16 protein-coding genes are annotated in these 22014 nt (G+C 48.2%); 5 read left to right on the top strand and 11 right to left on the bottom strand.

Features of this window, described 5'->3' with window-relative positions; genetic code table 11:
* Positions 1-29 precede the first annotated feature (29 nt).
* From CLC91_RS07685 to CLC91_RS07700, 4 genes are all read right to left on the bottom strand, one after another.
* Positions 30-218 (bottom strand): Trm112 family protein, encoded by a 189-nt coding sequence (locus CLC91_RS07685; protein WP_095498335.1) that lies wholly within the window; start codon positions 216-218, stop codon positions 30-32.
* Positions 208-1203 (bottom strand): tetraacyldisaccharide 4'-kinase, encoded by a 996-nt coding sequence (lpxK, locus tag CLC91_RS07690; protein WP_095498336.1) that lies wholly within the window; start codon positions 1201-1203, stop codon positions 208-210. The genes CLC91_RS07685 and lpxK overlap by 11 nt, the downstream gene beginning before the upstream one ends.
* On the bottom strand, positions 1200-3026 hold the full coding sequence (gene msbA, locus CLC91_RS07695) for a lipid A export permease/ATP-binding protein MsbA (protein ID WP_095498337.1): 1827 nt from the start codon (positions 3024-3026) through the stop codon (positions 1200-1202). The genes lpxK and msbA overlap by 4 nt, the downstream gene beginning before the upstream one ends.
* Positions 3027-3088: 62 nt before the next feature.
* Positions 3089-5353, bottom strand: coding sequence for a DNA internalization-related competence protein ComEC/Rec2 (locus CLC91_RS07700; RefSeq protein ID WP_095498338.1), 2265 nt, complete (start codon positions 5351-5353; stop codon positions 3089-3091).
* 31 nt (positions 5354-5384) lie between these two features.
* On the opposite strand from CLC91_RS07700, the gene CLC91_RS07705 reads away from it, so the two are divergent.
* Positions 5385-5912, top strand: a complete 528-nt coding sequence (locus tag CLC91_RS07705; protein WP_095498339.1) for a DUF2062 domain-containing protein — start codon at positions 5385-5387, stop codon at positions 5910-5912.
* Positions 5913-5927: 15 nt separating this feature from the next.
* On the opposite strand, the gene lolE is transcribed toward CLC91_RS07705, so the two are convergent.
* From lolE to CLC91_RS07720, 3 genes are read right to left on the bottom strand one after another with little or no spacing between them, the layout of a single operon-like run.
* Complete coding sequence (lolE, locus tag CLC91_RS07710; RefSeq protein WP_095498340.1) at positions 5928-7172, bottom strand: lipoprotein-releasing ABC transporter permease subunit LolE; 1245 nt, start codon at positions 7170-7172, stop codon at positions 5928-5930.
* Entirely contained in the window at positions 7172-7858 is a 687-nt protein-coding gene (gene lolD / locus CLC91_RS07715; RefSeq protein ID WP_095498341.1) for a lipoprotein-releasing ABC transporter ATP-binding protein LolD, read from the bottom strand. The genes lolE and lolD overlap by 1 nt, the downstream gene beginning before the upstream one ends.
* The gene (locus CLC91_RS07720) at positions 7851-9071 is read right to left on the bottom strand and encodes a lipoprotein-releasing ABC transporter permease subunit (RefSeq protein WP_095498342.1); all 1221 of its coding nucleotides are present in this window, start codon (positions 9069-9071) and stop codon (positions 7851-7853) included. The genes lolD and CLC91_RS07720 overlap by 8 nt, the downstream gene beginning before the upstream one ends.
* Before the next feature lie 101 nt (positions 9072-9172).
* On the opposite strand from CLC91_RS07720, the gene mfd reads away from it, so the two are divergent.
* Entirely contained in the window at positions 9173-12637 is a 3465-nt protein-coding gene (gene mfd, locus CLC91_RS07725; protein WP_269844423.1) for a transcription-repair coupling factor, read from the top strand.
* A complete protein-coding gene (locus CLC91_RS07730; RefSeq protein ID WP_095500227.1) occupies positions 12638-13741 on the top strand; it encodes a CsiV family protein in 1104 nt (367 codons plus the stop codon).
* Here the strand turns inward: CLC91_RS07730 and CLC91_RS07735 are convergent.
* Positions 13725-13997, bottom strand: coding sequence for an acylphosphatase (locus CLC91_RS07735; protein ID WP_095498345.1), 273 nt, complete (start codon positions 13995-13997; stop codon positions 13725-13727). The two genes, CLC91_RS07730 and CLC91_RS07735, sit on opposite strands and share 17 nt — an antisense overlap.
* 51 nt (positions 13998-14048) lie before the next feature.
* Positions 14049-15056: a beta-N-acetylhexosaminidase gene (gene nagZ / locus CLC91_RS07740; protein ID WP_095500228.1), complete on the bottom strand. Its 1008-nt coding sequence runs from the start codon at positions 15054-15056 to the stop codon at positions 14049-14051.
* Positions 15057-15205: 149 nt separating this feature from the next.
* Here nagZ and CLC91_RS07745 point away from each other — a divergent pair, with 149 nt between their 5' ends.
* Positions 15206-16579, top strand: a complete 1374-nt coding sequence (locus CLC91_RS07745) for an L-serine ammonia-lyase (RefSeq protein ID WP_095498347.1) — start codon at positions 15206-15208, stop codon at positions 16577-16579.
* On the opposite strand, the gene cysB is transcribed toward CLC91_RS07745, so the two are convergent.
* Together cysB and topA are read right to left on the bottom strand one after the other, a co-directional pair.
* Positions 16576-17550: an HTH-type transcriptional regulator CysB gene (gene cysB / locus CLC91_RS07750; protein WP_095498348.1), complete on the bottom strand. Its 975-nt coding sequence runs from the start codon at positions 17548-17550 to the stop codon at positions 16576-16578. The two genes, CLC91_RS07745 and cysB, sit on opposite strands and share 4 nt — an antisense overlap.
* Positions 17551-17721: 171 nt before the next feature.
* Entirely contained in the window at positions 17722-20370 is a 2649-nt protein-coding gene (gene topA, locus CLC91_RS07755; RefSeq protein WP_095498349.1) for a type I DNA topoisomerase, read from the bottom strand.
* Positions 20371-20677: 307 nt separating this feature from the next.
* On the opposite strand from topA, the gene astB reads away from it, so the two are divergent.
* Complete coding sequence (gene astB / locus CLC91_RS07760; protein WP_095500229.1) at positions 20678-22012, top strand: N-succinylarginine dihydrolase; 1335 nt, start codon at positions 20678-20680, stop codon at positions 22010-22012.
* The last annotated feature ends 2 nt before the right edge of the window (positions 22013-22014 follow it).

The raw sequence follows: 22014 nt of genomic DNA on the forward strand, positions 1-22014 counted from the left end.
AGAAGGGATAGCTAAGCTATCCCTTCTTTTTATTCGCCCTGAGACTCAGTTTCGAGCGGTTGCGCCCGATTCTCTAGCAAGACTGGAATGCCATCGTCAATGGGATACGCTACACCATCGAATCGGCAAATTAACTGTTGTTTGTTATCGTCCAATTCCAACTTTCCTTTGCAAATTGGGCAAGCCACAATCTCAAGAAGTTTCTTATCAAATGCCATTGAGCAATTTCCTTAACTTTTGTTCGATTAATTCGTCAAATTCCCGAGGTAGCTGTGCGTTTACCGGTTGCCAGTATACTTGCGCGCCCTCAGGCCATTGAATTTGGTTGCATTTTACCGCGTCTTTTTCGGTCATCACAAGCGCCCTGTCATGGGCTAACATTGGCGCTAGGGTTTGTTGCTCCATTGCTTGGTGATCCGATAGCGGATAAAACGCTTCTAGTGAATAGCCCTGACCAATCAAGGCATCGGCAAAACGCTGCGGATTACCAATGCCCGCCATCGCAACTATGGGTTGTGTGGTATCAATTAACGCTGAATCCGTGAGGGATTGTAATGGTCCCGCTTGCAGCTGCATAGCAAACTCACCGGGCTTAGGCTTACCGCCATTGCAAATCACCGCGTCCACTTCTTCCAAACGATTAACACCCTCCCGAAGAGGGCCTGCGGGAATGCGTAGGCCGTTACCAAAACGTCGCTCACCGTCCACCAGCACCAATTCTATGTCCCGAGACAAGGCGTAGTGCTGCAAGCCGTCATCGGCTATTATCACGTCAACCAAACCGCTGTCTTGCAACAGCTTAGCCGCCAAGCCGCGTTTAGAGGCGACCACCATAGGCACTTGGGTCCGCGCATGAATGAGCTTAGGCTCATCACCGACCCATTGGGCTGTATCACTTGCCTTAACCCAGTGATAGTCACCTTGATAGCAACCTCCATAACCGCGGCTTACCACCCCAGGACGTAAGCCTAATGCTTGGCAAAGTTGTATTAAGTGCAACACCATAGGGGTTTTACCCGCGCCCCCAATGGATATATTACCCACTATGATGACGGGTAAATCCAAGGCTACCGGCTTGATGATGCCCAGCCGAAAAGCCAGTCTACGACTCGCAGCAATGGCAATAAACAGCCAAGACAGTGGCCACAGTAGCCACTGCAACCATCCGCCTTTGTACCAAGTGTTTTCGATCAGAGCTTTCATTCGCTGCCAAATTGCATTTGATACAACTGATAATAAGCCCCTTGCTTGGCCATCAAACTGCTGTGATCCCCTTGTTCAATCACTCGTCCTTTGTCCATGACCATAATGACATCGGCATTCTCAATAGTGCTTAAACGATGGGCGACAACAATTGAGGTGCGCTGTTTTTGTAGGTTGACCAAAGCATCTTGAATGGCTCGCTCGGATTCGGTATCCAGTGCCGATGTAGCTTCATCCAACACCAAAATGGGGGCATCTCGTAAAATCGCCCGGGCAATGGCGATACGCTGGCGCTGCCCGCCGGATAGCAACACGCCATCCTCGCCCACTTCGGTATCCAGTCCATCCGGTAAGTCGTTAATGAACTCCATGGCGTGAGCGGCGGTTGCCGCGGCTTCTATTTGTGCCCGCGATACCGACTGATCCATGGCGTAGGCAATGTTATTGGCTATGGTGTCGTTGAACAAGTTAACCTGCTGCGACACCATGGCAATCTGAGCGCGCAAATTGGTGAGCTTATAATCACTGATAGAGCGGCCATCAATGGTGATGGAGCCTTGCTCTAATTGGTCATAAAAACGGGTTATCAAGTTAGTGACCGTTGACTTACCAGAACCCGAGCGCCCTACAAGCGCCAAGGTTTTGCCTTTCTCCAAATTCAAGTTAAAGGACTTTAACGCCAAATCATGGGCGCCAGGATAACGAAAATCCACTTGATTAAAGGCGATATTCCCTTGTACCCGCTCCACTTGATATTGCCCGGTATCTTTTTCGACTTCGGTATCAAGCAATGCAAATACGGTTGAGCAAGCCGCAATACCCCGCTGAAACTCGGCGTTTACACGCGTTAAATTCTTTATCGGTTGCAACATCGCCAGCATCGCCGCGATCATAGACGCAAACGCCCCCGCTGTTAACTCGGCTTTAAAGGAATCAATGTTGGCGGCAAACAATACAAAAGCCAGTGCAAAAGAACCGATGATCATGATCACTGGCTGGCTAATGGATTGCGCCAACGCCAGCTTCATGTTGCGGCTGCGGTTGCGATCGTTAACTTTGGCAAATCGTTCTGACTCTATTTTCTGGCCGCCAAAGATCAAAACATTTTTGTGGCCTTTCACCATTTGCTCAGTCGCCACAGTGACATCGCCCATGGCTGCTTGAATTTGAACCGACACTTTTCTAAATCGCTTCGACACGATACTAATCACCAAGCCAATAAGCGGTGCTATCACCAAGATGCTTAAAGTGAGTTGCCAGGATAAATAGAACATCCAGCCTAAGTAAGCTAACACTGAAACGCTGTCTCGCACTATGGTAATTAGCGCATTACCGGATGCCCGCGCAATTTGCTCGGTATCGTAGGTCACCCGAGAAATTAACGAGCCGGTGTTTTGCTGATCAATGTAGCTTACCGGTAGCTTTAAATAATGCTCAAACACCTGTTGGCGCATACGCAAAATGATTTGATTAGACACGTAGGCCAGTGCGTAGGTGGACACAAAGTTAGCGAGGCCACGAATGATGAACATGACGATCACCACAAAGGGCGCAATGGCTAACACATCGATACCGCTATCGGCGCCAAGTCCCGCATTGGACATGACCTCGCCCGACAAGCCTGTTGCATTGCCCGTATCAAAGCCTTCATCAATAAAAGGCTTTAAAAACGCGATGAATAACGCATCGACCACGCCATAAACCATCAAAGCAATGATGGACACAAACAGCATCGATTTCAGAGGCGCAATGTAGTGCATTAGCCGTTTAAAAACGGGCCAAACTTCGTTGTCATGGTTCACAGGCTGAAGGGATTTAGCCATGTTTGATCTCAATAAATAGACACAAAAACATCATTCTACTCCGAATTAGCTTTCGCTCCAACTTAGTAAACTTGGTTATACCAATATGGCGCCATTTGTCTGCGATAACTTTGAATTCGATAGAAGTTTTGGAAAAAATCCACTCGGATTTGCCCTTCATAAGCGGTATTAAAGACCGCCATGTCATGCTGCCGATAGGTGTTTAGGACGCTTGCATGAGGTAACTTAAAGCGGTTATTAAAGCCGCTGCTGATGATCACCACATCCGCATCAACCGCTTCAATAAATGCCCGGCTGCTCGAGGTTTTACTGCCATGATGCGGCGCCAGCATGATATCGGCCGCTATGTCGTATCGAAGCAAGCGCGTTTCGCCGTGCAATTGAATATCACCGCTCAATAGGACCTTGTGCTCAGAGTTCCCTATTCGTACCACACAGCTACCATCGTTATCTCGACTCGCTCGTTTCGGTGCAAGCAATTCCACCGACAGGGCTCGCCAGCGCCATTGCCTAGGACGACAGTTGGCCACAGGCCTATGCTGTTGCAGTAACCAAGGCTCATCGGTAATCAGCTCAGTATTGGGGTAGTCAACCAGCAACGGCTTAGCCCCGCCAGCATGGTCGTTATCGCCGTGACTGACTATCAGATAATCCAACTGCGAAATGCCCGCTTTAGCTAAGAATGGGGCAAGGTGTGCTCTGTAGTAGCTAAAACCGCTGCTGCTTGCCCCCGTATCATAGACCAGAGCGTGCGGCCCCTGTTGAACCACCACCGCAAGCCCTTGACCAACATCCACAACGTGCAACTGCCAACTTGGCGAGTTCAACAAGGCAATAACCGGTCCTGTACACAAGGCTCCTGCTACTAAAAAGCCGTGAGACCTTGGTAAAAAAAACAGCGCTACGGCGCTTATCAATACACCTGATAGCATAGCTTGCTCAATTCGAGTCAACACTAGCCAGCTTCCAGGCAAGGTAGAACACCAGCTTAGTAAGGCCAAAGGCCAATGAATCACAGCGTTTAAAATATCAACAACAAGAGTTGCTGATTGGTTGAATAGCAAAAGACCTACAAGGGCGGTTAAGGTAACGGGTATGATGACGATGCTAAACAATGGAACCAAAAGTAAGTTGGTCCAAAAACTGTGCAGAGTTAGGCCATCAAATACCATAAGCGAAAACAGTGACATAACGGCACACAATATCAATTGCATTCGCGCAAACTGAAGAAGTTTAGCGGCAAAACCCTGCGGCTTGTTTTGCCAGCAATTTAGGCTGATTAAAATGGTGCCCAAGGCCCCAAATGATAACCACAAACTGGCGCTTAATGGTGCCATGGGATCCCACAACAACACCAAAGCAAGTGCCACTAGCAATCTGTCCCAGACGCTAATGTGTTGCCGTATGACTCCATAAAGGGCTAATACCGACAACATCATCCAAGCCCGTTGAGTCGCGATTTCAAAGCCTGCAAGCCAAGCATAGCCAGTGCAGCAAAACCAAGCACCTAGGTGACTCACGGTCAAGGTATAGCGGCTTACTAGTCGTGACACCTTCGCTAGCTGAAGCACAAATCCAATAAATGTAAAGCTTGTGCAAATTCCCTTAAGAATTAAGTAAGTAAAGACGTAGGCAACACCTAGATGCAAACCCGATATGGCCATTAAGTGTCCCGTGCCTGAGTGTCGAAAATCGCGCCAACGAGCGCTGGTCAATTGACTGCGATCACCGGCCATCAAGGCGAGAATAACGTCACCATGGGAGAACTGAGACAGCTGAGTTGTTAATTGAGCGATGACATCGTGCCGAGCGCTGTTCGCCTCTGCCACACGTTGCCCTGATGTGACATAGCCTTTTATTACTCGATAATGGGAAAAAGCTCGCTTTTGAGCGTCACCGCTTCCAGGATTCACCGAGTACACAGGTTCTTTAGCCACCACCTCAAACTGCCAGACCTCTGCGACCGTTATCGGTGGCGGCTCACGCCAATGCAAACGAGCGCTCACCGGTTTTAGGTATCGTCGGCTTGGCGACAGGATTTCGACGTCTAAACTGACACTTGCATCAGAATACGTTTTTAAAGCTAGGATTTTCCCTGAAATTTGAGTAGCATCTTGAAACACTTCAGATTTCCAGTCCCGCAGTTGGGTGGCATGAAACTGAAACCAAACGAATCCGCAGACAAATGCAGCCAAGGGCCATTGTTTGAACCATAATAACAACAGGCCACAACCAATGACCCCAAGGGTCGTAGCTTGAGAAGGAAGTACTGGCCAAACAAGGCCTGATAAGCAAGCGGCACTAAAGCCAAACAGAATCCGTTCCATAACCCGTTAAGTAAAGAACTCAACACGATTAATGCCAAAGAATTTTATTAAAAAAATTTCACCGTCACCCGAATCTCTACAGAACAACAAGTATCTGAAGATTTTTGGTAAATGGCTGAATCAACCCAATTTATGGCACATTAATCGCCGCTCGGCCTCCGGCGCGCTGGCCATAGGCTTGTTTATGGCCTGGATGCCAATTCCTTTTCAAATGGTGTTTGCCGCCGGTTTCGCCATTTTATTTCAAGTAAACCTGCCGTTGGCTGTGGTGTTAGTCTGGGTGACTAACCCGGTCACCATGCCGGTCATGTTCTACTTTGCCTACATCACGGGTGCTGCATTGCTAGGGGAGCAAGCGGACAAATTTAAATTCGAGTTGAGTTGGAACGGCATCATTGAATCCTTCGCCCACATGGGGCCTGCGTTCTTTTTTGGTTGTCTGGTTCTTGGGTTGATAAGCGCCCTATTAGGTTTCTTTTTAGGCCGAATCGTTTGGCGCTATTCAGTGCTATTTGCCAGAAAGCGCAAGCTCGACGAGCGAAGCAAGCGCATACCTTAGCAATTAATAAGTCTCTTAACTGGCGTTTGATAAGGCTTGGGCCGGTGCAACCTTTGATGCTTGCCATGCCGGATACAAGGTTGCTAGCAAACTCATCACCAAAGCCACAACCGTCACTAATATCACATCGTGTAGCATGAGTTCACTGGGCAGAAAGTCGATAAAATATACACTGCCAGAAAAAATACTGATGCCAAACGCCGCCTCAATTGCAACCACGATTTGAGATAAATTATGCGCTAACAAACAACCTGCGGTGACGCCAATCAAGGTACCAATGGTGCCGTTAATTGCCCCTTGCACCATAAACACCTGAATCAAGGCACTGCGATTTAAGCCCATGGTGGCCAAAATCGCAATTTCGCTTTGCTTATCTCGCACCGCCATAACTAGGGTACTGACGATGTTAAAGCACGCCACCGCTATCACTAGAAACAGCACCAAATACATAATTAAACGCACCAATTGAATGTCGCCGTATAAATGCCCCTGAGTTCGTGTCCAATCAGAGATAAACAAATATTGAGACAAACTGTAGCCTAAATCGCGAATCAGGCGGGGAGCTTCAAATAAATTGTCGGTACGGATTTTAATGCTGGTGGCTTGATCCCCTAACCCGAGTAAATCGGCGGCGTGGCGACGGTTGATGTAGGCCGATTGAAAATCCATTTCTCCGCCAACCTTAAACACACCACTAATGGTGAATCGAGCCGATATCGGTTTAAGGCCGGTGTTGCTTTGTTGATTTGGCACATACACCATCAGCTGCTGGCCAACCTGAACCCCGAGCTGTTCGGCTAAGCCTGCCCCTAACACTATGTTGTCGGTTCGCTCTGCTAGCGAATTCCATGCCTCTGACGCCATGTACTGCTTGATATTAGACGCCTTGGCTTCAAAGCTAGGTGTAATACCGTGCAGTTGAATGCTGGTAAAGCCTTGTTGATGCTGAGTTAGCCCTTGTAAGTTGATCACAGGGGCGGCAGCCACAATACCATCCATACCATCAGCGGTTTCGATGATCCCGCGCCAATCCCTAAGCGGCTCTTCAGCACCTCGAAGTTCTGCGTGTGGCACTACTCCCATATAGCGCTGTTTTAACTCTTTTTCAAAACCATTCATTGCAGATAGCAGCACAATGAGTACCATTGCCCCTAGCGCAATGCCAATCGTTGACGACATTGAAATAAAGCCAATGAAGCGATTTTGCTGGCGGGCGCGAAAGAAGCGCCAGCCAATTCGCCATGCCAAAGGGTTGAGCATTAGTTGGCGAGCTCCTGTAATTGGCCATGCTGCATATGCACAACTCTGTCCAAACGTTTCGCGAGTGCCTGATCGTGGGTGACCACCACAAATGCAGTCCCCGCTTGTGCCGCCAACTCTCGCATCATCTGATAAACCGCTTCGCCGCTATCGGCGTCTAAGTTGCCGGTAGGCTCATCCGCCAGCACTAAGCGTGGCCGATTGATCAATGCTCTGGCAATGGCAACTCGCTGCCGCTCACCGCCACTGAGCTCCGATGGAAAATGCTTGAGTCGATGCGATAAGCCAACTTTGTTTAACAAGGACTCAGCGCGAGCCAGTGCTTCAGGTCGTTTTACTGAAGCTATCAGAGCCGGCATGGCCACATTCTCTAATGCGCTAAATTCCGGTAACAAATGATGAAATTGGTAAATAAAGCCCATTTGCTGATTTCTCACCTTCGCTTGTTGAGTCGATGACAAATCAAACAAGGAGTTACCGTCGAGCTGCACCTGGCCACTGTCAGGCTTATCTAAGGTTCCGAGAATGTGCATTAACGTGCTCTTTCCCGAGCCAGAAGAACCGACAATGGCCAGACTTTCCCCGGCCTGCAAGGTCAAATCAACGCCATTAAGCACTTGAGTTGAGGTGTCACCATCAACATAGGCTTTGTTTACTTGGCGTACGCTAAGCAATGGCTTACTCATAACGCAGAGTCTCCGCAGGTTGAATTTGTGCCGCTTTAATGGCGGGATAAATGGTGGCTAATAGGCTGACTAAAATGGTGCCGACCACAATGGCGCTAATCTGTTGTGGAACAATCAGCACCGGCAAGACCACCCCAGGTCCGAGCAATGATAGCCCCAGCTCAGATAACAATGTGGTTAAATTGAACGCCAGCAACAGACCGATTGCGCAACCTATTATCAAGCCAATAATGGAATTGAGCATCCCTTGAACCACGAAAATAGCCATGGCATAGGGCGTGGTAACCCCTTGAGTTTTTAAGATAGCAATGTCTGCGGACTTATCGACAACCATCATCACTAACGCCGATACAATGTTAAACGCCGCTACGGCGACTATCAGACTTAACATCAATGACATCATGCGCTTTTCCATTTTCACCGCCGCAAACAAATGACCGTAATTGCGATGCCAATCGTCGACGGTCACTTCATCAAAGGTTTGCTTAAGTTGCTCGGAGACTTGGTTAGCTTGAAACGGGTCCTCAAGAAACAGTCGCAGCGAGTGCAATTGCGCCGGATTTTTGCGCATTAAGCGAGCGCCGTCGGCGTAATGAACAAAAGCTAAGGCGCCGTCCACCACCGATCCCATTTTAAACAAACCCACCACTCTAAAATTGCGTTGACTGGGCACAGGCCCAAGCGGTGAGAACATCACTCCTTTGCCTGAATATAAACGCACTTTATCGCCAAGACCTACGTCTAGATTACGCGCCATATCCGCCCCTAAGAACACCCCGTATTCACCGGCGGTCAGTAGGCTTAAATCACCTTGAATTAACTTACCGTCGAGAAGTTGAGCTTCTTGACCATAATCCGGGTCAATGCCATACAGTTGAGCACCACTAAGGCCGTTACTGCTTTGGATCATGGCTTGTGTTTGTACTAATGGACTGACCGCAACGACCTTATCCAGTTGCTTTACCTCGTCAATAAACGATTGCCAGTTTTGCAACGGCTGATTGGGGGTTACAATCACCTGAGGGACGCTGCCTAAAATACGGTCTTTCAATTGACCTTCCAGACCGTTCATTACCGAGCTTACGATGATCAACGACGCCACGCCTAAAACGATGCCTATCACCGAAAAAAACGTAATAAAAGAAGCAAATGCATTAGCTTTTCGGGTGCGCCAATAACGCCATCCAATGCGTGCGGATAAAGCCAAGTTCATGCAGTTAGTGTTCCAATTGCTATTTGCTAATTATCTGAGTTAAAGGATAATACGGGTTTATTGGCTGAATATACACGGTTTAGCCACTAAAATTACGCTTAATTTACCCTGTAGTTAACCAATCGCCAAAAGAGACATTAATGAAACGCCAACTCAACGGAGTTATTGGGGCCAGTCAAGCCATATTCGCACTTGAGCAAGCACAACAACATTCTGGGGTTACTGTGCTGCTCACCCAAGATGCCCCCAGTGCTATTCAACTGCACCAAGAGTTGCGCTATTTAAGCGAACCCAGCCAGCTAACGGTTCGTCTATTTCCCGATCGCGAAACCTTGCCCTACGACGTATTCTCGCCTCATCAAGACATTGTCTCGCAGCGCTTACAAACGTTAAGCCAGCTGAATAGTAATCAACAACAACTGGTGATTATTCCAGTGAGCACGGCGCTGGTGCGTTTGCCGCCCATGAGCTTTTTAAGCGGCCACTTGTTTGATTTAACAGCCGGCGACCCTTACCCCTTAGAGCAAGTGAAAAGCCGATTAGTGCAATCTGGCTATCTTCAAGTCGAGCAAGTTTTCGAGCACGGCGAGTTTGCGGTTAGAGGATCCATCATCGACTTATTCCCCATGGGCTCGGTCGAACCGTTTCGCATTGAACTGTTTGATGATGAAGTTGAGAGCATTCGCAGTTTTGACCCAGAAACGCAACGTTCCAAAGAAGTCATTCCGCAAATATCCATGCTGCCCGCTCGCGAGTTTGCAACAGATACTCAAGCCATCGATGGCTTTAGACAGCGCTATCGAAAACGCTTCGAAACGGCACCAAACGCACCGGAATCCGTTTATCAACAGGTCAGTCGTAACATCATGCCGGCGGGAATCGAATGTTACTTGCCGCTGTTTTTTGAAGAAACCATCAGCTTTTTCGACTACTTACCGCAACAGGCGCAACTGATTACGGCCGGCGATATCGAAATCCATTGCCGTAATTATTTGAACGAAATTGAAAGTCGCTACACCAACCATAACGTCGATTCACTGCGGCCTTTGTTGGCACCGGATGAACTGTATTTACGCACCGAAGAGCTGTTCTCGCTGATTAAGCGCTACCCAAGACTTCACTTAGCCACAGACAGCGAATCGAGAGGACGTGCGGCCAACGTATCAGCTTTGCCCTTGCTTGAGGTTAATCACAAGCTTAAACAGCCGTTGCAAGCTCTCCAGCAATGGTTACCAAGCAGTAAGCGTATCTGTTTTAGTGTCGAGTCTGACGGTCGTAAAGAAGCCCTACTTGAGTTGCTGCACAGCGCCGGTATTCGACCGCAAACCTTTGAGCATTGGCAAAACTTTTGTCAAAGCAGCGCCGAATTAGGTCTGATTGTTTCACCGTTAAGTCAAGGGGTTCAGCTTCATAAACCGGATCGTGCTTTAGTGTGCGAAACCGAACTGTTCGGACGTCACGTCGCGAAACAACGGCAACGAGAGCGTCAGCAGCAAATTTCAGCAGACGCCCTCATACGCAATCTTGCAGAGCTTAAAACCGGCCAAGCTGTGGTTCACCTTGAACATGGGGTGGGCTTGTATTTGGGGCTGGAAACCTTAAATACCGGTGGCACCGATGCTGAGTATTTGAAGCTGGAATACGCCGGTGGCGATATTCTGTATGTTCCAGTTACTTCGCTGCATTTAATTGGCCGTTATTCTGGGGGACAAGAGGAACGTATTCCCCTCAACAAATTAGGTGGCAAGTCTTGGGAGAGCGCTAAACGCAAAGCGGCCGAAAAAGTGCGAGACGTCGCTGCTGAACTGTTAGACATCTATGCCAAACGCGAAATGAAAGTCGGCCAATCCATGCAAGCCCCTGCCGATGAATACCGAAAATTTGCAGCGTCTTTTCCGTTTGAAGAAACGATTGATCAAGAAAATGCCATTAGTAACGTCATCAATGACATGGCGGCGGAACGGGCTATGGATCGATTGGTTTGCGGAGATGTGGGCTTTGGTAAGACCGAAGTGGCCATGCGCGCAGCCTTTATCGCTGTGATGGCCGGCAAACAAGTGGCTATTTTGGTGCCTACAACGCTGTTGGCGCAACAACACTATCAGAACTTCTTGGACCGATTTGCCGATTGGCCAATTCAGATTGGCGTAATGAGTCGCTTTAAAACCTCCAAACAGCAAACTGAAACCTTACAAAAGTTGGCCAGCGGCAAGCTAGACATCATAGTGGGTACTCACAAGCTGCTGCAATCCGAGATTAAATTCGACGATCTTGGGTTGCTCATTATTGACGAAGAGCACCGCTTTGGGGTGCGCCAAAAAGACCAAATAAAACGATTGCGAGCGAACGTCGATATTCTCACCTTAACGGCAACCCCAATTCCTCGCACCTTGAACATGGCTATGTCTGGCATGCGAGATTTGTCGATTATCGCCACTCCACCGGCCCGCCGTTTAGCGGTTAAAACCTTTGTACGACAAAGCGATGAAGCCACCATTAAAGAAGCGATTTTGCGAGAAGTGCTTCGTGGCGGTCAGGCGTATTACCTGCATAACAACGTTGAGACCATAGAAAAAACAGCTGAGGACTTGGCTAATTTAGTGCCGGAAGCACGCATCGTGGTAGCCCACGGCCAAATGCGCGAACGTCAATTAGAGCAGGTGATGTCAGACTTTTATCACCAACGCTTTAACGTGTTGGTGTGCACCACCATTATTGAAACCGGTATTGACGTGCCCAGTGCCAATACCATCATCATGGATCGCGCCGATAAATTTGGCTTGGCCCAATTGCACCAATTGCGTGGCCGAGTAGGCCGCAGTCATCATCAGGCCTACGCTTATTTGCTGACCCCGAACCCTAAACGCATGACCAAAGATGCCCTCAAGCGACTGGATGCCATTGGTTCTCTTGAGGATTTGGGTGCAGGCTTTATGTTAGCGACTCAAGATTTAGAGATCCGTGGCGCTGGCGAGCTGTTAGGTGACGAGCAAAGCGGCCACATCGCCAAAATTGGTTTTACCTTATACATGGAAATGTTAGAAGCCGCGGTGGAAAACATCAAAAACGGCAAAACCGATAGCATGGATTTGGAAAGCTTATTAAAACAACAGTGCGAAATGGAGTTACGCATTCCCGTGCTGATTCCAGACGACTACATCCCAGACGTAAACACACGCTTAAACTTGTATAAACGCATTGCCAATTGCAGCAATGAAAAACAACTGGATGAGCTGCAAGTTGAAATGATCGACCGCTTTGGTTTGCTGCCCCAAGCCAGCAAGAATTTAATCGCTCTAACCAGGGATAAGGCTCGCGCGGCAACCATTGGTATCAAGAAATTGGACATGCACGGCAACGGCGGCAGCATTGAATTTGGCGAGCACAGTAAGCTGGATCCCGCCTTTATAATCGGGTTGTTGCAAAGTCAGCCGAAAATTTATCGCCTCGAGGGCCCAACCAAGCTAAAATTTGCCATTCCAACCGAGAGCCCCGAGCAAAGGTTGGAATTACTTGATAACATGTTGACTCAGTTTGCTAAGAACTTAATTAAGGGAACTCACTAAGTGACTCAATCGCTGTATAAAACTCTTTTTGTCGCATTACCGCTTATGCTGAGCAGCCAAGCCTTTGCTCAAGATCCGACTTGGTTTGAAGTGGAAATATACGTCTTCAAACAGCAAAGCGACACCCAAGAAGATTGGTCAGATGCCATCCCAGATATGTCGGTGCGTAATGGCCAAGATTTAATTACCGATTTGGTCATCAATAGCCAGTCGAATTTGGCGGATGCGCTCGAGCCTTGTACTGCAGCAGATTGGGCAACGGATCCAGACCGCTGCAGCAGCGACTGGAATCAACCCTTTGCCAAACCGGACATGCCACCAGTCCTGCCGGTCACCATCGTTGCTCCAGAAAGCGACGACCTTAATGCAGACAGCACGGCCTCTGTTATTACCGAAGCAAGCCCAGATACCATTGAGCCGAGTAATGAGACTCCTCAAGACAGCATAACCGTCGTCAGCGACAATATGCCGAACGAAGCCGACCAAGCGCCACTGGTACTGCGTGACAGCGAATTGCAGTTTACCGATATGATTGGCTCCATTGAACAAAACATGGGCGTTGAAGGCTTGTTGCACATGGGCTGGCGACAAGGGGTTTACCCACGCTTTCAAGCCAAACCATTCTCTCTTATTGCGGGCAATGATTTAAGCCAAGAATGGACCAAAGAAGGACTGCCGAGACAAGATGTAGAAAGCGCCGAGCAGCTGGTGCCTCAGTTTGAGTTTTTGACCAGCCACTTAGATTCTGATAACAGCGACCCGCTATGGGAGCTACAAGGCAGCTTAAACATTTATCTGGATCATTATCTGTTTATTGAAACCAATTTGGTGTTGCGTGAGCCAGGCATTCGTCAGGCTAAAATGGTAAGCAACGAGCTGGTAAACGCAGATAAATCGCCCCTCACTGACGCTATGAATAAGACCAGTGAAGAGTCAAATGTTACCTTGGAGCCTATACCCCAAGCGTTTCTTTACAACATTCCGTTCAAGCAAAACAAGCGAATTCGCAGCCGTGAAATTCACTATATGGATCATCCCAAATTAGGGGTAATCATTCAAATTCGTCGAATGGCTCAACCAGGTGAAGTTAATCCTGCAGACTAAAATCGAGAAAGATGTCATCTTCGACATCGTCGTCGATAATGACGTTATCGACGTGAGCCTGCTCCGGGCCGTGATGACACCATTCAATCATGGACTCGACAGCAGGCTTAGCTCCCTGTAATAGCAGCTCTACCCGCCCGTCTTCCAAGTTTTTGACGTAACCAGTTAGACCCAGCTCAGTGGCTTTTTGTTTGGCACTTGCTCGAAACCAAACGCCCTGCACTTTGCCGGATACTCTAACGAAACTCCGTTGCATCGTGTACTCCGTGACAATGACGTTAACTGTTACTGTTCATCATGGCTCAAATCAGGCTAAAAGGCTACAGTACTCAACCGCTTGCCGGTAACGTTCAGGCTGTGACTGTTGGAATTCGTGCCACAGTCGATGACTGCAAAGGTTTTGTCCCGGCGAATGTGGGGGTGTTTGTGGCCATGGATACTGACTAATTACCTCCTCCAGTGCTTCAGCGCAGTTGCACAACAACAGCATATCGCAGCCTGCTTCTAACGCTGCTTTGATTCTAGAGGGATAGTCGCCGGCAGTGGCAGCGCCATGCATGCTTAAATCATCGGAAAACAAGGTTCCTTTAAAGGCCATCTTTTGGCGAACAATGCGTTGCAGCCAAAAAGCGCTAAAACCGGCGGGGTTGGGATCGATGCTGTCGAAAATAACGTGTGCCGGCATCAAACCGGATAGCAAGCCTGCGTTAGCACAATCGACGAATGGCTGGCTATCTTGTTGCCAAACCTGCTCAAAACTGCGGTGGTCAATTGGTGAGGCCACGTGGCTATCCGCTTTTACTGAACCATGCCCGGGAAAGTGCTTACCCACCGCGTGCATTCCAGCTTGATTCATTCCCTCAATAAAGGCACTGGCCAATTGCACAATCTGCTTTGGATCGTCACTAAAAGCGCGTTCGCCAATGACGTCGCTGATGCCATGTCTATCCAAAACCGGAGCAAAGCTTAAATCGATGCCACAGTTGAGTAATTCCGCGGCCATTAACCAGCCCAATTCGGTAGCCCATAAGCTCGCTTGCTCAATGTCGCCATTGGCTCGCTTTATAAGGCTACCCATGGCGGGAATTTTATTAAAATCTTTTATGAATCGTTGCACTCGACCACCTTCATGATCCACTGCGATTAATAAATCGGGACGAATGCTTCTGACTTGCTTGATTAATTGTTTCAGCTGGCTTTTATCAACATAGTTTCGACTGAACAGTATAAGACCGCCAACACACGGAGCCTGCAGCAATTGAGCTTCGCGACTACTAACCGACGTGGCCACTAAGTCCATCATCAAATAACTCATAAAACGCTCCTAGCGATTGGCACTATTTTGCCCTATTTTTATTTATGCATGCATTAGATAATCTGTTGCAAGCCAGATTGGGATCTGCTGCGCCTTAGTGTAACATTTCGAGACATTAAAAAAATACGCCCAAACCTTAGGATAACAAGATGATTAGTGCTTTTGATATGTTTTCAATTGGCCTTGGTCCCTCAAGTTCACACACCGTGGGGCCAATGCGTGCGGCTAAAGCGTTTCTAGAGCGACTAAACCAACAAGAGTTATCCGAAGTTGATGAGCTAAGAGCGGAGCTATTTGGCTCGCTGGGACAAACCGGTAAGGGGCACGGCACTGGAACTGCAGTAACATTAGGTTTTATGGGGTTAGAGCCCGATACCGTAGATACTGATTTAGTCGAAGAGTACCTGGCTAGCGTTGCCAAGTTGCAGCAACTGTCCATGATGGGCGACCATCAGGTTAAGTTTACCCGCGCCGATGCCATTACTTACCACAGACGCAAATCGCTTCCGGCTCATGCCAACGCGATGACCTTATACGCTCTAAAAGACGGCAAGGTTATTCACCAGCGCACCTACTATTCTGTTGGGGGTGGTTTTGTATTGGATGAAGACCAAATTCAAGACGACCAAATTCCATTGCACGCTGATGACATTCAACTGCCCTATCCTTTCGCGACTGCACAGCAACTGTTAGATCAATGCTGCGACAACGGTTTAAGCATTTCAGCGTTAATGATGGCTAACGAAAAAACCGTGCAAAGTGAAACCGAAATTCGCCGCAAACTTTGGCACATTTGGCAAACCATGAAGTCCAGCGTAGAGCGTGGCTGCCTTAAGGAAGGTAACCTGCCTGGAGGGTTAAAGCTCAGACGCCGTGCTCCCGCTTTGTATCGGCGTCTTACCGCTGAAGGCAATACCAGCTCTGACCCGCTAAACGCCATGGATTGGGTTGACCTATTTGCCATCGCGGTGAATGAAGAGAATGCCGCCGGTGGTCGCGTGGTTACCGCACCAACCAATGGCGCCGCAGGCATCATTCCTGCGGTGCTTTGTTACTACGACCGCTTTATTCAACCCGTGGATGAAGAAATTTGTGTGCGCTATTTACTCGCCGCCGCTGCCGTTGGCATTTTGTATAAGAAGAATGCATCTATCTCTGGCGCGGAAGTGGGTTGCCAAGGTGAAGTGGGCGTAGCCTGCTCCATGGCGGCGGCTGCGCTCACTGAAATCATGGGTGGTACCGCCGAGAACGTCGAAAACGCCGCTGAAATCGGTATGGAGCATAACTTAGGCCTGACCTGCGACCCGGTTGGTGGCCTGGTTCAAGTGCCTTGCATTGAACGCAATGCCATGGGGGCAGTGAAAGCCATTAATGCATCCCGTCTGGCACTTCGTGGCGATGGTCAACATAAAGTATCGCTCGACAAAGTCATTAAAACCATGTGGGATACCGGTGTCGATATGCGCTCAAAATACAAAGAAACTGCCAAAGGTGGCCTGGCGGTTAATATTGTAGAGTGCTAACGAACCGGCAAAGCGATGTCTTTGAACAGCTCATCAATATGATGCTGTTCACGCAGAGCAAGCGCCCGCTCAACCAGATCTCTGGTTAAGTGCGGCGCAAACCCTTCAATAAAGTCGTACATATAACTTCTTAAAAAGCTGCCCTTTCTAAAAGCGATTTTAGTGGTTGAGTGGCCTATCAAGTGGCTTGCATCTATGGCTACCAAATCCGAATCTTCTTCTGGACTAATGGCCATGCTGGCAATCACCCCAACCCCCAACCCCATTCGAACGTAGGTTTTCAGAACGTCGGCACTAGTGGCACTGAAGACCACTTTAGGGGTTAAGCCGGCTTGTCCAAAGGCTTTGTCCAGTTGCGAGGCACGATTAAACCCAAACACGTAAGTAACCAAAGGATTGGCCGCTAACTCTTCTAAACTAATGTGCTCTTTTTGGGCAAGCGGGTGATCCCGCCTAACCACAATGGAGCGGTTCCAGTGATAGCATGGCATCATCAATAAATCGGAAAAAAGGTGCATACCCTCGGTGGATATGGCGAAGTCCGCATCCCCGCGCACAGCCGACTCGCAAATTTGCGCAGGCGTGGCTTGATGCATGTGCAGGCTCACTTTAGGGTAGCGTTCCATAAATGACTGAATCACTTGAGGCAGTGCATAACGGGCTTGAGTGTGAGTGGTGGCAATATTGAGCACCCCTTGATCCGGCTTTGTATGTTCTTCGGCGACCGCTTTTATGCTCTCAATCTTTCCAAGAATATCCGCCGAGATATCAATAATTTGCTTTCCCGCGGGGGTTACGTGAGTTAGGTGTTTACCGCTGCGACCAAAAATCTGGATGCCCAGTTCATCTTCAAGCATACGAACTTGCTTGCTGATACCGGGTTGCGAAGTATATAGGCTGTCTGCGGTGGCAGAAACGTTTAGGTTGTTGTTCAGAACTTCTACAATGTAACGCAGTTGCTGTAACTTCATGGTGATCGCTTCTTATATTCCTAAAGTAAACAAAAATCATAACTACTTATAGCAATTAGGTATAACACTGTAATGCATTCTTGTTCATTTGTCAGACACAAGTTTAATGTTCACTAAATAAAATCAATAAAAAAGCGCTCTAAAAAGAGCGCTGTTTTCTTTGAGGCCGAGTTACTTGGCTTTGGATTTCGCTTTCGCTTTCGATTTCTTACTTTCAGCAACCCATTTACCATCGTTGTAATGGGCACTCCAGCCAGTGGCTTTGCCATTCACTTCAGAAGCGACGTATTGGCTCTTAGTTTTACGGCTGAACTTAACTAGGGTTTTATTCCCCTCATCATCCACAACCGGCGCCTCGGTCAAAAATTGATACTTTGGCCAGACTCGGTCTTTAAAGCGGACTAACTCTTCAACAAGCGGTGCCCGTGTCTCTCGAGAGCGTGGGAAGGTGCTTGCGGCCAAGAAAATACCCGCGGCACCGTCACGCAATACAAAATGAGCGTCGGATTTACTGCAAGGCAATTCCGGTAACATGATGGGATCTTCCTTCGGAGGAGCCGCTTCACCGTTTTTCAGTAACTTGCGAGTGTTCTTACAGTCTGGGTTGGTGCAGCCAAAATACTTACCAAAACGGCCATTCTTAAGCTCCATATCACTGCCGCACTTGTCGCACTCAATGATGGGGCCATCGTAACCTTTAATCTTAAAGCTGCCCTGTTCGATTTCATAGCCATCGCACTGCGGATTATTACCGCACACATGCAGCTTACGAGTTTCGTCGATCAGGTAACTGTCCATAGCGGTATCGCATTTCTTACAACGGCGTTTCGCTCGCAGTGCGTCGTTTTCCGCTTCTTCACTGCTATCCACCACCGCTTCATCGCCAGAAGTCAGGTTAACTGTAGTTTTGCAGCGCTCTTTTGGCGGTAGCGCATAACCCGAGCACCCCAAGAACACCCCTGTACTCGCGGTACGAATACCCATTTTGCGACCGCATGTAGGACAATCAATGTCGGTTAGGACGATGCTGTTTGGACGCATACCGCCCTCTTCAACGTCCTTATTAGCCGTCTCTAGCTTATTGGTAAACCCTTGATAAAATTCGTTTAATACCTGTTTCCAAGGCAAGTGCCCTTGACCAATTTCGTCTAGGGTTTTCTCCATGTCTGAGGTGAATTCGTAACTCAATAGGTCATCAAAGTTTTCCACCAGTCTGTCATTAACTATTTCACCCATCTTCTCAGCATAGAAGCGACGATTCTCCACTCGCACGTATCCACGATCTTGAATGGTTGAAATAATCGAGGCGTAGGTAGACGGACGGCCAATGCCGCGTTTTTCCAATTCTTTTACCAACGAAGCTTCGCTAAAGCGTGCAGTCGGCTTAGTGAAGTGCTGTTTTGGATCCAGCTTTTGCAGGCTGAGGGTATCGCCCTGTTTGACATCTGGTAACTGAGGTTCGTCTTCGCTCTTACGCTTCGCAGCGGGCTGAACTCGGGTCCAACCGTCAAATTTTAATACGCGGCCTTTCGCTCGTAATTCAAACTCTCCAGCGTCAATAACCAACTGGGTTGCGTCAAACTTTGCCGGCACCATTTGACAGGCAACAAACTGACGCCAAATAAGCTCGTACAAGCGTTGAGCGTCTCTTTCCATTGCCGACAAGTCGCTCGCCTGAACATTAACATCTGACGGTCTAATTGCTTCGTGAGCTTCTTGAGCACCCTCTTTGCTGCCATATTGATTAGCTGCTGTGGGCAAATAATGCTCGCCAAATTCAGACGCAATCAAACTGCGACAGCTTTCTACCGCTTCTTTCGACAAGTTGGTGCTGTCGGTACGCATGTAGGTAATGTGGCCCGCTTCGTAGAGTCGCTGCGCCATCATCATGGTCTTTTTCACTCCAAAGCCCAAGCGCGTGCTCGCCGCTTGTTGCAATGTTGAAGTAATAAAAGGCGCTTGCGGCTTAGATTGCGTAGGTCGATCTTCACGCTTAACAACTTGATATGAGGCGCGTTGCAGCAGTTCAACCGCAGCCATGGTTTGAGCTTCACTGTTTGGTCGAAACGCTTTACCAGCTTGCTTCGCAACCTGTAAGCGTAACCCTTGTTTAGCCGCCGTGGATACATCGGCATGAACGTCCCAGTATTCTTCTGGGTTAAAGGCTTTAATTTCGCGCTCACGCTCAACAACCAAACGAACGGCAACCGATTGTACTCGGCCAGCAGACAGGCCACGAGCTACTTTTTTCCAAAGCAACGGCGACACCATAAAGCCCACAACACGGTCTAAGAAGCGGCGAGCTTGTTGCGCATCAACTTTATCTTGATCCAAAATGGCCGGTTGTGAAAACGCATCTTTAATCGCTGACTTGGTAATTTCGTTAAAAACCACCCGTTGATATCGAGAATCATCGCCACCAATCACTTGTTGCAAATGCCAAGCAATGGCTTCCCCTTCTCTATCCAAATCCGTTGCGAGATAAATGCGGTCGGCATTTTTTGCAAGCGTCTGCAGTTCTTTGACGACTTTCTCTTTGCCAGGTAGAACTTGGTAGTTAGCTTTCCAGTCTTTGTCTGGGTCGATACCCATGCGCGCAACCAAAGCTTTACGGTCTTTTTCCGCTTTGTATTTGGCTTTTTGTTCTGGTGTCATGCTGCGAGTATTCACAGTGGACTTCGCGGCGGTTTTCGCCGTTGATGACGTCGGTAAGTCTCGAATATGGCCAACACTGGATTTGACCACATAATCTTTGCCAAGATATTTGTTTATCGTCTTTGCCTTGGCGGGAGACTCCACAATGACTAAGGATTTACCCATAAATTTGTATTCACCGATCCATTTACGATCTTAGTTTAAGTGGCACTATATATAGAGAGTTGCGCATCATGATGCAAGCGCAACCGCAAAATTCGTATACTGCGTCGCCACTGGTTATAAATATTTGTGATACTGAAAATGAAATAACTTTTCTTCTTATAGAAGTAATATTGCATATCTTCTCAAGTATCAAGTAATAGTTATTCATTTAGATGCATTTTGGAGACCGAGCGACACAACATCTGCACTTGTTAACTACTCGTTAACCCGTATACTGCGGCCATAACAATGAAAAAAAGGACCACTGATGAAGTTTTTTGAAGCAAATTTCGACGGCCTAGTTGGACCGACTCATAATTACGCAGGGCTTTCTTTCGGAAACGTCGCCTCATTCAGTAACGCTAATGCCGTTTCAAATCCGAAACAAGCGGCTAAACAAGGCCTCGCGAAAGCAAAAGCGCTTCATGATATGGGCTTCGTGCAAGGCATGCTGGCGCCTCAAGAGCGCCCTGACATTGCTTGCTTGCGCCAACTGGGATTTAGCGGCAGTGACGCCAACGTGCTTCAACAAGCGGCCGCACAAGCACCACAAATATTGAGAGCCGTTAGCAGCGCCTCCAGTATGTGGACAGCTAACGCCGCGACCGTGTCTCCCAGTGCCGATACCCAAGACGGTCGAGTTCACTTTACTCCCGCCAACTTAATTGACAAATTGCACCGTTCTATCGAAGCGCCAGTAACCGGCCGCATCCTTAAGGCAACCTTTAAAAACGAACAATACTTCAGTCATCACGACGCCTTACCTCATCATCCATTGCTTGGGGATGAAGGTGCCGCGAACCACACCCGTCTGTGCCACGAATATGGCCACGCTGGTGTCGAGCTTTTTACCTACGGCCAATCGTCTAATGCGCAAGCTCCACGACCGCTTAAATACCCAGCACGACAAACATTAGAAGCCAGTCAAGCCGTCGCTCGATTGCATGGACTCGATGAAGATGGCGTGGTTTTCATTCAACAAAATCCCGATGTTATTGATCAAGGTGTGTTTCACAACGATGTCATTTCGGTGGGCAACCGCAACGTATTGTTCTATCACGAGCAAGCCTTTATAGATACGCAAGCCAAGTTCGCAGAAATTCAATCAAAGTTTGGTGAACAACCGCTGCATTTTGTGAAAGTCCCGAGCGCAGAAGTTTCCATAGACGATGCGGTACAAAGTTATTTGTTCAATACTCAACTGCTATCCATCGATGCTACCTCGATGGCCTTAATTGCTCCAACCAACTGCCAAGAAAACAAGGCTGTAAATGCTTATTTAGAAGCCTTAGTAGAAATGGATAACCCCATCAACAAGGTCCACTTTTTCGACGTTAAACAAAGCATGCAAAACGGTGGAGGTCCAGCATGCTTACGTTTGCGAGTTGCGTTAACTCAAGCAGAGCTTAATGCCGTCAACCCTCATACGATAATGAATGACGCCTTATTCGAAAAACTCAATGCTTGGGTTGATAAGCGCTACAGAGACCGCTTATCCGATAACGACCTTGCGGATCCTCAACTGCTCATTGAATCTCGCACTGCATTAGATGAACTCACGCAAATAATGCAGCTTGGCAGCGTTTACCCGTTCCAACGGTAAAG

It is taken from the genome of Paraferrimonas haliotis (genome assembly GCF_002282895.1).
GTDB classification, from domain to species: domain Bacteria; phylum Pseudomonadota; class Gammaproteobacteria; order Enterobacterales; family Shewanellaceae; genus Paraferrimonas; species Paraferrimonas haliotis.